Here is a 14,167-nt window from a genome sequence, read left to right as displayed (position 1 = left end):
TCGTTTTTTCATGTTACCATTAAGCGAATTTTTCATAGGGAGAGAAAGCGATGAAATGGATTTATTTTATTATTATTAACGTTATAGCTTTTAGCCTTATGGGGCTTGATAAACGAAAAGCGAAGAAGAAACAGTGGAGAACGCCAGAAAGTACGTTGTTTTTATCAGCGGCAGCTGGAGGCGCAGTTGGTGCTTGGATCGGTATGTATATGTTTCACCATAAAACACATAAAAAGAAATTTGTTTTCGGTATACCATTACTTGTCGTTATAACAGTATGTTTACTTTTTGTTGTATGAGAAATGTCGAAAGAATTGCAGATTGATTATTGGTAAAGTGAGCATGCGGGACCGTATAATGGAGAAAAATGAGAAGAGGAGAAAAGGGAAGATGGGGAGTCAATCAGCACAGCAAAAAAAAGGGATTATATATGCAGCTGGTGCTTATACGATGTGGGGAATCCTACCAATCTATTGGAAATGGGTTGAGGAAGTTCCAGCAGATGAAATATTAGCACACCGCATCGTTTGGGCGTTTGTTTTTATGTTACTTGTATTAGGTGTTACGAAGAGGTTTCGTCAGTTTATTGGGGAGTTCGTGAACCTTTTTAAACGACCTAAATTATTAATGTCATTAACAATAGCTTCAGTCTTGATTAGCGGAAACTGGTTTGTCTACATATGGGCCGTTAATCATAATCATGTCATTGAAGCAAGTCTTGGATATTATATTAATCCGCTTATTAGTATTTTACTTGGTACAGTCGTTTTAAAGGAAAAGTTAAACTTTTGGCAATATGTTGCAGTTGGTTTAGCTGGAATAGGGGTTATCATTTTAACAGTCCGTTTCGGATCTATTCCGTGGGTTTCTTTATCACTTGCCTTTTCGTTTGGATTATACGGATTAACGAAAAAATTGTTAAACTATGATGCGACAATTGGTCTTACGATGGAAACAATGCGTTTGCAATTATTTATCTCGTTATGACAGGAGCGCATGGATTCGGTTCATTTGGATCTATTTCCATGTCATCGACGTTACTATTAATAGGAGCAGGCATTGTTACAGCTTTACCACTTTTCTATTTTGCAAAAGGAGCACAACTTATTCCGCTTTATATGGTAGGATTTTTACAATATATTGCACCAACGATTAGTTTGATTTTAGGTGTATTCGTATTTGGTGAACATTTCACATCTACTCATATGATGGCATTTTTCTGTATATGGGTTGCATTATTTGTGTTTTCAATAGCGAAAACAAAGTTTTTAGTGCAGAAGCAACCGAAATTTATAAAAAATAAATCAGCAAAAGTATCATAATGCGTAGTATTTTCTACGCATTTTTCTTTATACTGATACTATATAGATTTCCATTATAGTCAGTAGGGAGCTGAGAACGTGGAAACAATTTTACATAATGATCCGCTTATGGCCGCTGTAATTTCATGGTTTCTAGCACAATTTACGAAAGTAGTCTTTAAATTATTCAAAACGGGTGAATTTGATTTTGCAAAGTTTTTCGCTTCAGGTGGGATGCCGAGTTCTCATGCTTCAACTGTTACAGCACTTGCGACAGGTGTTGGCGTTGTGGAAGGTGTGGAAAGTACCTTATTTGCTATTGCTGCTATCTTTGCAATAATTGTTATGTATGATGCTTCAGGAGTAAGACTTGCAGTTAGTAAACAAGCGAAAATATTGAATGAGTTCTTTCACGGTAGACAAACAGAATATAAGAAGTTAAATGAACTTGTCGGGCATACACCGTATGAAGTAGTAGTCGGTGCTTTAGTAGGGATTATTGTCGGAGTGGGATATTGCTTATGAGCAGAACATTTTATATGTTCTGTTTTTCTTTGTTTACATACATATTTAGCTACCTTTTTGAATATCGTTATACGGATTTCGAAAGGGTGGGTGAGTAACTTGTTATTATATGAAAAAGTGCATGAAGAAATAGCGAGAAGAACAACTGCACTTCAAACGATGCAACGGCAAGATGGAACGTGGCAGTTTTGTTTTGAAGGAGCACCATTAACAGATTGCCATATGATTTTTTTATTAAAATTATTAGGTAGAGATAAAGAGATAGAACCGTTTGTAAAAAGATTAGCATCACTTCAAACAAATGAAGGAACATGGAAATTGTATGAAGATGAAGTGGGGGGCAATTTATCTGCTACAATTCAATCTTATGCTGCCTTGCTTGCATCGAAAAAATATACAAAAGAAGATGCGAATATGAAACGAGCGGAAATGTTTATAAATGAGCGTGGCGGGGTAGCGCGTGCTCATTTTATGACGAAGTTTTTATTAGCGATTCACGGAGAATATGAATATCCTTCACTCTTTCATTTACCAACACCAATCATGTTTCTGCAAAATGATTCTCCCCTCAGTATATTTGAATTGAGTAGCTCAGCACGTATTCATTTAATTCCGATGATGGTTTGTTTAAATAAAAGATTTCAAGTAGGGAAAAAGTTATTGCCAAATTTAAATCACATTGCGGGCGGGGGCGGAGAATGGTTTCGGGAGGATCGGTCTCCGATGTTTCAAACGTTATTAAGTGATGTAAAGCAAATTATATCGTATCCCCTTTCTTTACACCATAAAGGATATGAGGAAGTCGAACGTTTTATGAAAGAGCGTATTGATGAAAATGGAACGTTATATAGTTACGCAACTGCCTCATTTTATATGATTTATGCTTTACTCGCGTTAGGACATTCTCTTCAATCATCGATGATTCAAAAAGCTATAGCAGGGATAACATCTTATATATGGAAGATGGAAAAAGGGAATCATTTGCAAAACTCTCCTTCAACTGTATGGGATACGGCTTTACTCAGCTATACGTTACAAGAGGCCCACGCTTCGAAAGATAATAAGATGATTCAACATGCAGCAGCGTATGTATTAAAAAAACAGCATACAAAAAAAGCTGATTGGAGCGTACATGCTCCGGCGCTGACTCCAGGTGGTTGGGGTTTTTCGGATGTGAATACGACAATTCCAGATGTCGATGATACAACAGCTGTGCTAAGAGCGTTGGCAAGAAGTAGAGGGAACGAAAATGTAGATAATGCTTGGAAGAAAGGGGTCAATTGGGTTAAAGGATTACAAAATACTGATGGTGGCTGGGGAGCATTTGAAAAAGGTGTGACGAGCAATTTATTAGCAAATTTACCAATCGAAAATGCAAGCGATATGATTACAGATCCCTCTACACCAGATATTACAGGAAGAGTGTTAGAGCTTTTCGGGACATACGCGCAAAATGAATTGCCTGAGAAACAAAAACAAAGTGCGATAAATTGGTTAATGAATGTGCAAGAGGAAAATGGATCATGGTATGGGAAATGGGGGATTTGTTATATATACGGTACGTGGGCTGTTATGACTGGTTTACGGTCACTCGGAATTCCATCTAGCAATCCATCAATGAAAAGAGCAGCTTTATGGTTGGAACATATACAGCATGAAGATGGTGGGTGGGGGGAATCGTGCCAAAGTAGCGTGGAAAAAAGGTTCATTACTTTACCATTTAGTACACCATCCCAAACAGCATGGGCGTTAGGTGCTCTCATTTCTTACCATGATGAAGAAACACCAGCTATTCGAAAAGGTATTTCATATTTGCTTGCGAATCCTTATGTAAATGAAAAATATCCTACCGGAACAGGTTTACCAGGTGGGTTTTATATTCATTATCATAGCTATGCATATATATATCCGTTACTTACTTTGGCACATTATATAAAAAAATATAGAAAATAAACCGAGAGGATATCTCTCGGTTTATTTTGTTGGGTAGTAGGTCCCTGTTGAAAAGAATAAGGTTGTGCGTTCCTTATTTTTCTGTTGACTGGCGTTTTTGACGTGCATCAGCGGCATTTGCACGTGCGTTTGCTTCTAAGTCATTGTGGTCAGCGAGTTCACGAGAGAACTCAACATCAATGCCATCAGCAGCTTTGTTTTGCTTGAAATTTTTTTTGTTCATTCGACACAATCTCCTTGTGTTTTATGCGACGTTGCAAAGTTAGTTTGACACAAATAGACTTTTTTATACAAAGAGGAATTGGGAAGCAAAGAGCCGAAATATACAGTATAAGTAATAGAAATGGGGGATAGGGATGGAGTTTTTAAATGGGAAAACAGCTGTAGTAACAGGAGCTGCACAGGGAATTGGAAAAGAGATTGCAAGGGTTTATGCAAAACTAGGGGCTAAAGTATTAATTAGCGATGTAAATGAAGAGAAGCTACAAAAAACGACACGTGAATTATCAGATGAAGGATATGAAGTGAAGCAGTATCGTTGTGATGTGAGTAATCAAAATGATGCGAAGTCCTTAATTGAATACGCTGTCCAAACATTTGGTACACTGCACATTTTAGTAAATAATGCAGGAATAACGCGAGATGCTATGTTACATAAAATGGAGAAACCAGAATGGGAACAAGTACTGCAAGTAAATTTAACAGGTGTTTTTTATTGTATGCAGCCAGCGCTTCTTTACATGAGACAACAAGGGTATGGACGCATTATTAATATATCTTCAATTAGTAGAGAAGGAAACATAGGTCAAGCGAATTATGCTGCTACAAAGGCAGGAGTTGTAGGTTTAACGAAAACAGCGGCGAAAGAAGTTGGAAGCTTCGGCATTACGTGCAATGCGATTTGTCCAGGGTTTATGGATACAGATATGACAAAAACGATACCAGATAAAGTGAAAGAAAAGATGGTTGGCGCGATTCCAGTTGGTAGAATTGGAACGCCAGAAGATATTGCGAACGCAGCTGCCTTTTTAGCGTCAGAATACGCATCCTATATTACAGGAGAAGTATTGAATGTGAGCGGAGGACTACAAGTTTAAAGGAATACATAATGAAAAGAACCTGACCGGATAGGCCAGGTTCTTTTTTCGTTAATTTAAGTTGAGCCAAACGCTCTTCACTTCTGTATAGTTATTTAATGCGTAAGATCCCATTTCACGGCCAAGACCAGATTGTTTAAATCCTCCGAATGGAGATGCTGCATCAAAGACGTTATAACAGTTTACCCATACAGTACCAGCACGTACTTTACTTGCAACATAGTGTGCTGTTTTAACATTTTCTGTCCACACACCAGCCGCTAAGCCGAATTGTGATTTATTTGCACGTTCAATTACTTCATCAATATCGTTAAAAGGTATTGCAGAAATAACTGGACCGAAAATTTCTTCTTTTGCGATCGTCATTTCGTCATTTACGTCAGCGAATACTGTAGGAGAAACGAAGTAGCCTTGATCGAATGGATTGCTTCCTCCGCAAAGTACTTCAGCGCCTTCTTCAATCCCTTTTTCAATGTAGCCCATTACACGTTTTTGTTGTTCTTCGGAAACGAGAGGACCGATTGTTGTTTCAGGGTTAAGACCGACACCTTGATTTAGTTTTTTAGAATAGAGGACGAGATCAGCCATGACATTATCATACATTTTCTTCGGAACAAATAAGCGTGATCCAGCAGAGCATACTTGTCCTTGGTTAAACATAACACCAGAAAGTGCACCAGGAATCGCGCGAGATAAATCAGCATCTGGCAAGATGATATTTGGTGATTTACCGCCTAACTCAAGTGTAACGCGTTTTAATGATTCAGATGCTTGTCGCATAATTTGTTTACCGACTGGAGTAGAACCAGTAAATGCAATTTTATCAACGAGTGGATGATGAACGAGAGCTTGTCCAGCTGATTCACCGAATCCAGGAACGATATTAATAACACCTTTCGGGAATCCAGCTTCTTCAATTAATTCAGCTAAGTATAGAGCAGATAGTGGAGTTTGCTCTGCAGGTTTTAAAACGATTGTACACCCTGTAGCAAGCGCTGCTCCCATTTTCCACATTGCCATAAGAAGTGGGAAGTTCCAAGGAATAATTTGACCGACGACACCAACAGCCTCATGGCGTGTATAGTTAAAGTAATTACCAGAAACAGGAATTGTTTGACCAACGATTTTCGTAGCCCAGCCAGCATAATAGCGCATATGTTCAATTGCAAGTGGTATGTCTGCTGCCATTGTTTCACGGATTGGCTTTCCGTTATCTAATGTTTCGAGCTGTGCAAGCTCTTCTTTATGTTCTTCCATTAAATCAGCTAACTTGTACATAAGACGGCTTCGCTCAGCAGTGCTCATGCGAGACCAAGGACCTTCGTCGAAAGCCATGCGAGCTGCAACGACAGCTTTATGAATATCTTCTCGACCAGCCTCAGAAACGACGGCAAGTGTTTCGCCGGTTGCTGGGTTAGGTGTTTTAAATGTTTTTCCGGAAGCGCTTTCAATGAAAGATCCATTCACATATAACTTTTTTGTACCTTGAAGAAACTTTTCTACCTTTTCATGAAGATTTACAGCTAGTTGACTCATTGTATAACCCCCTTGAAAATATAATGTAAACGCAGTACGAGACGGCGTTTATTCCGAAATCAAGGATGTGGGAACTAGATGGAAAGCCTCTAATTTTAATCATAATTAACAAATACTGAAAATTCAAATTTCATTTGTGTTACAATTGTAAAAAATATGTAATGTAAGAGAAACTTCTATATGATTATAAAAAATCCTGCTTGTTTTTGCTTTCTAGTAGGAAAAACTAGAAGAACAATGGTACAATAATACATCGTGAGAGGAGGGAGAAAATGAAGAATTATCATGATGATCCACGCTTTCGAATTGCTCATAGAGAAGCGTTAATTGGTCTTGGACTTGCTATTATCAATTTTATAATATGGTACGGATTTGCTTATGGGCTTGGTAGTAAAAATCCAAGTGAATATACATATGTATTCGGTTTTCCAGCATGGTTTTTTTATAGCTGTATCGTTGGATTTATCGTTATGGTTATTTTACTTAGTTTAGTTGTTCGTTTTGTATTTCAAGATATTTCACTCGATGAGGAAGAAAAAAGTGAGGAATAATAGATGAATTGGTATGTAATCATTCCAATGATAATTTCGTTTATCGTTGTATTTTTAATTGGTGTATATGCTTCAAGACGCGTACAAGCGACTGCTAATAATAAATTTTTACAAGAATATTTTCTTGGTGGGCGTGAACTTGGCGGTTTATTATTAGCGATGACAATGATTGCTACGTATGGTAGTGCTAGTAGCTTTATTGGTGGTCCAGGTATTGCGTACAATATGGGCCTCGGATGGGTATTATTATCTGCGATTCAAGTTGTAACAGGGTATATCGTTTTAACGGTTATCGGTAAAAAGTTTGCAATTATCGCTAGGAAGATGGAAGCCATTACTCTTATCGATTATTTAAAGGGAAGATACAATAATAAAGCAGTTGTTATACTTTCTGCGTTATGTATTATTATCTTCTTATTTTCAGCAACAGTAGCTCAATGGGTCGGCGGTGGCCGATTAATTGAATCACTAACAGGTCTATCTTATACAACAGCACTATTTTTATTTACTTTTTCTGTACTTGTGTACGTATTAATTGGTGGATTTCGTGCAGTTGCTTTATCAGATACGTTATTAGGTATCATTATGTTAGTTGGAACGACAATCATTTTAATTACTACTGTCATTGCCGGTGGTGGAATTGAAAAAATTATGCAGGAACTTGTTCAAATCAATCCGAATTTAATTACACCATTCGGAGCGGATGGTAGTTTAACGAAATCATATGTGACATCATTTTGGATTTTAATTGGGATTGGCGTTGTTGGTTTACCGCAAATTAGTGTGCGTGCTATGTCTTATAAAAATTCAAAAGCTATGCATCAAGCGTTAATAATCGGAACGGTTGTTGTAGGTACAATTATGATTGGTATGCATTTAACAGGTGTATTTGCGCGAGTCGTACTTCCGGGTATAACGGTACCGGATAAAGTCATGCCGCTACTCGCGATGGAAGTGTTGCCACCTTGGCTAGCTGGAGTTTTCTTAGCTGCGCCAATGGCAGCAATTATGTCTACAGTAAACTCATTATTGTTACTTGTAAGTTCATCAATTATTAAAGACATATACGTAAATTACATAAATAAAGATGCAGCAGACAGTACGATTAGAAAAGGAAGTTTGTGGATTACTGGTATCGTAGGGCTACTCGTTTATGCAGCAGCAATTAAACCACCAGATTTTTTAATATGGTTAAATTTATTTTCTTTCGGTGGGTTAGAAGCAGCATTCATTTGGCCAATCGTATTAGGCTTATATTGGAGAAAAGGAAATGCAACAGGAGCGCTTGCCTCTATTTTAGTTGGGGTAGGCTCATATATGTGTATTCATCTTTTCTATCCAAATCCGTTCGGTATACATACAGTTGTCTTCCCAATTTGTTTTGCGTTTATAGCTTACATCATAGGAAGTATGAGTGCTGTCAAGAAAAACAGTATAGGTTAGAGGAAGAACGTAGTCCTTATAGAGGACTACGTTTTTTTGTGTGAATTTATTCTTTTTTATTCTGTATATGTAAGGTTATTCATAAATTAATAACAATTGAGGGGATGGAGTTGAGGTCGATGAAAAAAGTATTATTTTTGGGAGACCCAGGAATTGATGACTCTTTAGCCATCATGTACGGAATTATGCATCCTGATATTGATATTGTTGGTGTTGTAACCGGATATGGAAATGTAACACAAGAAAAGGCGACAAGTAATGCAGCATATTTGCTGCAAATGGCAGGGCGGGAGGATATACCTGTTATTAATGGTGCGAAAATCCCTTTATCCGGAGATGTTACAACGTATTATCCAGAAATTCATGGGGCAGACGGTTTAGGTCCAATTAAACCTCCAAAAGCTTTTTCGCCAAATATAAAACCTTTTTGTACTTTTTTTGATATTCTTGAAAAGTATAAAGGAGAATTAATCATTGTTGATGCTGGTAGGTCAACGACACTAGCGACAGCATTTATTTTAGAAAAGCCGATGATGAAGTATGTGAAAGAATATTATATAATGGGTGGTGCCTTTTTAATGCCCGGTAATGTGACACCAGTCGCAGAGGCGAACTTCCATGGTGATCCGATTGCGTCACAATTAGTAATGCAAAATGCCAAGAATGTGACATTAGTGCCACTTAATGTTACATCTGAAGCAATTATTACGCCAGAAATGGTGAAATATATTACGAAACACTCTAAAACGAATTTTAATAAATTAATTGAACCGATATTTACGTATTATTATAAAGCGTATAAAAAGTTAAATCCGAAAATAACAGGTAGCCCAGTACATGACGTTGTTACAATGATGGTTGCGGCGAATCCGTCTATTTTGGATTATGTGTACCGTCGTGTCGATGTAGATACAGTAGGGATTGCAAAGGGAGAAAGTATTGCTGATTTCCGTCCACAACCTGATGCAAAATCTTTAAAGAATTGGGTGCGAATTGGTTGGTCATTACATTATAAAAAATTTCTCGAAGACTTCGTGAAAATTATGACGTAGACATAATAGGAGAATACAAGTTAAAATAATGGAGATGATTACTAAAATAATCATCTCCATTATTTTGTTTGAAAGAGATAGATAGAGAAGAGTTATACAATAGGAGAGGAATTTTACTTGAAAAAAACTATAGTATGCGCAGTGATTGTGGGTATTTTCGTTTTGCTAATATCGGGTAATTTTTTAGTGAAAAAAGTGTGGAGTTCAAATAATGATGATGCACAGTATATCGCATCCTTTATTGAAGAACATAAAGATGAAAAAAATAGTGCGCTTCTCGTGAAGAGAAATGATAAAGTTGTTTATTCTGTAAATCCAAATGTTGTATTGCCAGTTGCTAGTACGATGAAGTTAATTGTGGCGCTTGAATATACGAAACAAGTTACGGAAGGGAAAATTGATCCGTCTAGTTTCGTTTCCATTAATGATATAAATCGTTATTATGTGCCGAATACAGATGGCGGTGCACAAGATAGATGGCAAAGGTATTTGAAAAAGACAGACAAGATAACAGAAGAGGCAGTTTCTTTAGAAGAAGTGGCAAAAGGAATGGTTAAGTTTAGTTCGAATGCGAATGCTGAATATTTAATGGAAGTGTTAGGGTTAGATAATATTAATCGAAATTTACAAAGTTTATCCCTTCCAGCACATCAGCCGCTATTTCCGATTGTTTCATCTTTATACATCCCTGGATATTTGCATAAAGAATTACATGTTCCGAAATATAAAATAGAGAAAAAATTAAAAGAAATGTCTCAAGAGCAATATCGTGAATATGCGATGAATATTCATGAGCGCTTAAAAAAGAAGGGACCATTATTACAGAAGGAAATTCCTCTTTATTTAGAGGAACGTTACGATAAAATTTGGTCAGATCGATTACCAGCAGCTTCTGCAAACGATTATATGGTACTGCTTCAAAAGGCAAATCATAAAGGTGGCCTAACAGAGGCCGAAGAAAAAGTTTGGGCTAATATCGTTGAAACGGATATGAGTGCTAAGAAATACCGTAAAACATTTAGACATGCAGGGCAAAAGAATGGTTATACGCCATGGACAGTTACAAAAGCAGTTTATGCGATGGATAAACGCGGGAACTGTACAGAAATAGTGTTTTTAGCAAATGATTTAAATGAAGACGACAGTGCAGAAATACGGAAACATTTAGCGAACTTACATTTCCAAGTGTTGCAAAGTGATAAGTATGATGCGACTTTTATTAAGTAAACTCGGTGCAGAGAGCACCGAGTTTATTTTTATCCCGCTTTAATGGGCAGTAAGACCCCCACCTCAAAATTCAGCGAAAGCAAAGAAGTTAGGTGGGGGATCAACTGCCCCTAAAAGTCCGATTGGTGAGGGCTAATAATCAGTGGGGGATGAAGAAAACCCCCACTGATTAAAGTTTCACTTTATGTACAAGCACTTTTTTCCTATCTCTGGGTATGATGGGTAGTAATACTTAGGTGAGAGGGGAAAAGGTGATGAAACAAAGTAAAGAAGATTTTATAAAGAGTGAAGGCGCTGATTTCCCTGGGAAAACATATGTGGATTGTGTATTACAACATGTATTTCATTTTCAACGAAATTACTTATTAAAAGATATGTTTCAAGTGCATAAAGCACATATTACAATGCTGACTGAAGAAAATTTAATGAAAAAGGAAGAAGCTAAAATTATATTACACGCACTAAAAAAGATAGAGGGAATTCCAAAAGATCAATTGCTATATACAGAGCAGCATGAAGATCTCTTTTTTCTAGTCGAACATTTAATTTCTCAAGAAGCGAAATGCGATTTTGTAAGTAATATGCATATTGGTAGAAGTAGAAATGATATGGGTGTAACGATGTATCGTATGAGTTTAAGGCGATATGTACTACGATTAATGGAGCATCATTTGTTATTGCAAGAAAGTATACTACAACTTGCTGCTGATCATAAAGAAACGATTATGCCAGCTTATACACATACACAACCAGCGCAGCCCACAACATTTGGTCATTATACGTTAGCGATTTATGATACGATGCAGAGAGATTTAGAACGAATGAAACGAACGTACAAACTTTTAAATCAGTCTCCAATGGGAGCCGCCGCTCTTTCCACAACAAGTTTCCCAATTAAACGAGAGCGAGTTGCCAATTTACTTGGGTTTACAAATGTAATTGAGAACTCATATGATGCTGTTGCTGGAGCAGATTATTTATTAGAAGTTAGCTCGTTACTGATGGTAATTATGACGAATACGAGCAGATGGATTCATGATTTCTTACTATTAGCGACGAAAGAATATGATGGTATTACTGTTGCGAAGCCATATGTACAAATAAGTAGCATTATGCCGCAAAAGCGAAATCCAGTTTCCATTGAACACGCCCGTGCGATTACGAGTAGTGCTTTAGGAGAAGCATTTACAGTATTTCAAATGATTCATAATACACCATTTGGTGATATTGTCGATACGGAAGATGACCTGCAGCCGTATTTATATAAAGGAATTGAAAAGACCATTCGTGTTTTTTGTATTATGAATGCAGTTATTCGAACAATGAAAGTAGAAGAAGAAACGTTAAAAAGTCGTTCTTATAAACATGCAATTACGATAACTGATTTCGCAGATGTTTTAACAAAAAACTATAGCATTCCATTTCGGCATGCGCATCATGCAGCGAGTGTTATTGCGAATATGTCATTGGAGCAGAAAAAGGAGCTACATGAATTACATTTCAAAGATGTAAATATATACTTACAAGAAAAATTTAAAGTACATTTGTTAGAAAAAGAGTGGGAAGAAATTGTATCGCCAGAAGCTTTTATTCAAAAAAGGAATGTATACGGTGGACCGAGTAAAAAAGAAATGGAGCGTATGATTAAAAATCGAAAAGAGTCATTTCAAAAAGAAGAAGAGGTATTTGAAAAAGAAAAACAGAGAATTTTACAAGCTGAAACTGATTTGAATATGTTAACTTCGAATTATATTGAATCGTAAAAGAAGGATTTAATGAATTAATCGCCAATACTTAATTAAAATATAGATGGAGAGAAGAGATTGTCGATGATTCAATTACACGTATATAAAGAGATTCTTCATTTTAAAGAAGATGTTACACCATTTTTAGAAAAGAATGAGCAGGAAAATAATCTCATATTAGGTGTATTACAAATGGTCCAAGAGCCGATATTTATGGGAGTAGCAAAACAAAGAGAAGAAATTAAAGTTGTATTTCTTCAAACAGAAGAGAAGAAACAAATCATTGTTGCTACGTCTAAAATTGCGGAAAAGGATATCGTGGAACTTGCAAAAAAATTAACGAAAGTATATTCAAATGTTCCTGGATTGATTGGTAATAAGAAAATTGTACAGAAATTAGCGGAAGAGATTGCTGTGTTAGAAAATAAGAAAACGAATGTTGTAATGGAACAAGGTGTGTATGCATTACAACAAGTTAAGAAGAAGTGGACCGAGGATGGGGCTTTTCGAGAAATAGGTAGTGATGAGCTACCATTAATAGAACAGTGGATTTATCAATTTTGCGAAGATGTAAGGCTTCCTACTACGAAAGAAGAAGCGAAACAAACCGCTCATACATTAATTACGAACCGTCGGCTATTTGGTTTAGATGTAGATGGGAAGCTTGTTTCTGTAGCTGCAAAAACGAGACCGACTACAAACAATATAACAGTTAATTTCGTATATACACCGAAAGAAGCGCGGAAAAAAGGGTACGCATCTAGTTGTGTCGCTGCACTTAGTCAACGTATGTTAGATGAAGGATATAAGACGACTACGTTATATACTGATCTAGCGAACCCTACGTCTAATAAAATTTATCAAGAAATTGGTTATGAACAAATTGCGGAGTCTGTGCTCATATTTTTAGAGAAGTAGAATAAAAAGGCGTGCTATTTTAGCACGCCTTTTTATTATTCATCAATTCTAATAACCTCGCCTTGCGGGAAGTTCTCAGTTTCTAGTAAGCTACGAATAGCTTTTGCCACATATTCAGGTGATAATAGCTTTCCTTCTTCTTTTAGTGTGATGAATCGTTCTAAATTAGTGAAGTCTTCTTTATTTGTTTCACGAATTTGTGCTTGCATATTTGTATCCACAACACCAGGTGCAAAAGCGACGATTTTTACTGGATATTCTTTTTCCTCTTCTTCAGTCGCTACGCATTGTGTAAACATATTTACACCAGCTTTCGTTGTACAATAAGCGCCCCATCCAAAGTAAGGATTTTTTCCTGCACCAGATGAAATGTTAATAACACGTTTATCTACTTTCCAGTCTTTCGTATGTTTCATGAATGTAGATGTAAGAATCATAGGGGCAAGTAAATTAATGTGAACGTTCGTAATGAATTGTTCGCTTTCTGCTTTTTCAATCGGCTTCATAGGTGCAACTGTACCCGCATTATTAATTAAATGAATAGAAGATACATTGTCTTCTTTAATGGATGAAATGATTTCGTTAAAGTTAGTTTCTAAATGATGTACATCTTGAAGATCTAAGGAATGGAAAATGCAATTGCTGTTATATTGCTCTGCAAGTTTAGTAAGCTCTTTATTTTCTCTTCTAGAAATAGAGATGATGGTTGTGTTTTCCTCTAATAATTGCGCGGCGATTGCCTCACCTAAACCTTGTGAAGTTCCTGTTACGATAACGTAGCGCATAGTTTTATAAACTCCTTTCGTATGTGCGGAATTT

Annotated in this window: 13 protein-coding genes and 1 pseudogene; 11 read left to right on the top strand and 3 right to left on the bottom strand. The window is 36.6% G+C overall.

All coding sequences use genetic code 11. The annotated features are described in order from the left end of the window. Window positions 1-50 precede the first annotated feature (50 nt). The 4 genes and pseudogenes from QCI41_RS08020 to QCI41_RS08005 all read left to right on the top strand — a co-directional run bounded on the left by QCI41_RS08020 (window position 51) and on the right by QCI41_RS08005 (window position 3,779). A complete protein-coding gene (locus QCI41_RS08020; RefSeq protein ID WP_000871327.1) occupies window positions 51-299 on the top strand; it encodes a DUF1294 domain-containing protein in 249 nt (82 codons plus the stop codon). A 91-nt stretch (window positions 300-390) separates the two neighbouring features. Next, window positions 391-1,322, top strand: a pseudogene (gene rarD, locus QCI41_RS08015) (EamA family transporter RarD). Window positions 1,323-1,400: 78 nt separating this feature from the next. Further along, a complete protein-coding gene (locus tag QCI41_RS08010; protein ID WP_000447813.1) occupies window positions 1,401-1,826 on the top strand; it encodes a divergent PAP2 family protein in 426 nt (141 codons plus the stop codon). A 99-nt stretch (window positions 1,827-1,925) separates the two neighbouring features. Further along, window positions 1,926-3,779, top strand: coding sequence for a terpene cyclase/mutase family protein (locus tag QCI41_RS08005; RefSeq protein ID WP_353837691.1), 1,854 nt, complete (start codon window positions 1,926-1,928; stop codon window positions 3,777-3,779). A gap of 73 nt (window positions 3,780-3,852) precedes the next feature. Here QCI41_RS08005 and QCI41_RS08000 read toward each other — a convergent pair whose 3' ends face one another. Beyond that, window positions 3,853-4,002 (bottom strand): YfhD family protein, encoded by a 150-nt coding sequence (locus QCI41_RS08000; protein ID WP_001035806.1) that lies wholly within the window; start codon window positions 4,000-4,002, stop codon window positions 3,853-3,855. Between the two features lie 133 nt (window positions 4,003-4,135). Here QCI41_RS08000 and fabG point away from each other — a divergent pair, with 133 nt between their 5' ends. Continuing rightward, entirely contained in the window at window positions 4,136-4,876 is a 741-nt protein-coding gene (fabG, locus tag QCI41_RS07995) for a 3-oxoacyl-ACP reductase FabG (protein ID WP_000395032.1), read from the top strand. A gap of 51 nt (window positions 4,877-4,927) precedes the next feature. On the opposite strand, the gene dhaS is transcribed toward fabG, so the two are convergent. Then, on the bottom strand, window positions 4,928-6,412 hold the full coding sequence (gene dhaS, locus QCI41_RS07990) for an aldehyde dehydrogenase DhaS (protein WP_353837692.1): 1,485 nt from the start codon (window positions 6,410-6,412) through the stop codon (window positions 4,928-4,930). 272 nt (window positions 6,413-6,684) lie between these two features. On the opposite strand from dhaS, the gene QCI41_RS07985 reads away from it, so the two are divergent. The 6 genes from QCI41_RS07985 (at window position 6,685) to QCI41_RS07960 (ending at window position 13,348) form a co-directional block, all read left to right on the top strand. Next, on the top strand, window positions 6,685-6,963 hold the full coding sequence (locus tag QCI41_RS07985; protein WP_000800722.1) for a YhdT family protein: 279 nt from the start codon (window positions 6,685-6,687) through the stop codon (window positions 6,961-6,963). A 3-nt stretch (window positions 6,964-6,966) separates the two neighbouring features. Beyond that, entirely contained in the window at window positions 6,967-8,406 is a 1,440-nt protein-coding gene (gene panF / locus QCI41_RS07980; protein WP_353837693.1) for a sodium/pantothenate symporter, read from the top strand. Window positions 8,407-8,525: 119 nt separating this feature from the next. Beyond that, the gene (locus QCI41_RS07975; RefSeq protein WP_088080187.1) at window positions 8,526-9,458 is read left to right on the top strand and encodes a nucleoside hydrolase; all 933 of its coding nucleotides are present in this window, start codon (window positions 8,526-8,528) and stop codon (window positions 9,456-9,458) included. Between the two features lie 117 nt (window positions 9,459-9,575). Beyond that, window positions 9,576-10,685 (top strand): serine hydrolase, encoded by a 1,110-nt coding sequence (locus tag QCI41_RS07970; RefSeq protein ID WP_353837694.1) that lies wholly within the window; start codon window positions 9,576-9,578, stop codon window positions 10,683-10,685. A 254-nt stretch (window positions 10,686-10,939) separates the two neighbouring features. Beyond that, entirely contained in the window at window positions 10,940-12,448 is a 1,509-nt protein-coding gene (argH, locus tag QCI41_RS07965) for an argininosuccinate lyase (protein WP_353837695.1), read from the top strand. Window positions 12,449-12,514: 66 nt separating this feature from the next. Further along, window positions 12,515-13,348, top strand: coding sequence for a GNAT family N-acetyltransferase (locus tag QCI41_RS07960; RefSeq protein ID WP_353837696.1), 834 nt, complete (start codon window positions 12,515-12,517; stop codon window positions 13,346-13,348). Between the two features lie 35 nt (window positions 13,349-13,383). Here QCI41_RS07960 and QCI41_RS07955 read toward each other — a convergent pair whose 3' ends face one another. Next, window positions 13,384-14,133: a (S)-benzoin forming benzil reductase gene (locus tag QCI41_RS07955; RefSeq protein ID WP_060487349.1), complete on the bottom strand. Its 750-nt coding sequence runs from the start codon at window positions 14,131-14,133 to the stop codon at window positions 13,384-13,386. Window positions 14,134-14,167 lie beyond the last annotated feature (34 nt).

The organism is Bacillus cereus group sp. MG4 (assembly GCF_040460055.1).
Classification (GTDB): domain Bacteria; phylum Bacillota; class Bacilli; order Bacillales; family Bacillaceae_G; genus Bacillus_A; species Bacillus_A wiedmannii.
The sequence above is the reverse complement of the archived record's forward strand: the minus strand, read 5'-3'. Positions and strand labels throughout refer to the sequence as shown.

What these genes read in the sequence shown, in the direction of transcription:
- QCI41_RS07985 (WP_000800722.1), top strand. Translation starts at nt 6,685, where the DNA reads ATGAAGAATTATCATGATGATCCACGCTTTCGAATTGCTCATAGAGAA.
- fabG (WP_000395032.1), top strand. Translation starts at nt 4,136, where the DNA reads ATGGAGTTTTTAAATGGGAAAACAGCTGTAGTAACAGGAGCTGCACAG.
- panF (WP_353837693.1), top strand. Translation starts at nt 6,967, where the DNA reads ATGAATTGGTATGTAATCATTCCAATGATAATTTCGTTTATCGTTGTA.
- QCI41_RS08000 (WP_001035806.1), bottom strand. Translation starts at nt 4,002, where the DNA reads ATGAACAAAAAAAATTTCAAGCAAAACAAAGCTGCTGATGGCATTGAT.
- QCI41_RS07955 (WP_060487349.1), bottom strand. Translation starts at nt 14,133, where the DNA reads ATGCGCTACGTTATCGTAACAGGAACTTCACAAGGTTTAGGTGAGGCA.
- QCI41_RS08020 (WP_000871327.1), top strand. Translation starts at nt 51, where the DNA reads ATGAAATGGATTTATTTTATTATTATTAACGTTATAGCTTTTAGCCTT.
- argH (WP_353837695.1), top strand. Translation starts at nt 10,940, where the DNA reads ATGAAACAAAGTAAAGAAGATTTTATAAAGAGTGAAGGCGCTGATTTC.
- QCI41_RS07960 (WP_353837696.1), top strand. Translation starts at nt 12,515, where the DNA reads ATGATTCAATTACACGTATATAAAGAGATTCTTCATTTTAAAGAAGAT.
- QCI41_RS07975 (WP_088080187.1), top strand. Translation starts at nt 8,526, where the DNA reads ATGAAAAAAGTATTATTTTTGGGAGACCCAGGAATTGATGACTCTTTA.
- dhaS (WP_353837692.1), bottom strand. Translation starts at nt 6,412, where the DNA reads ATGAGTCAACTAGCTGTAAATCTTCATGAAAAGGTAGAAAAGTTTCTT.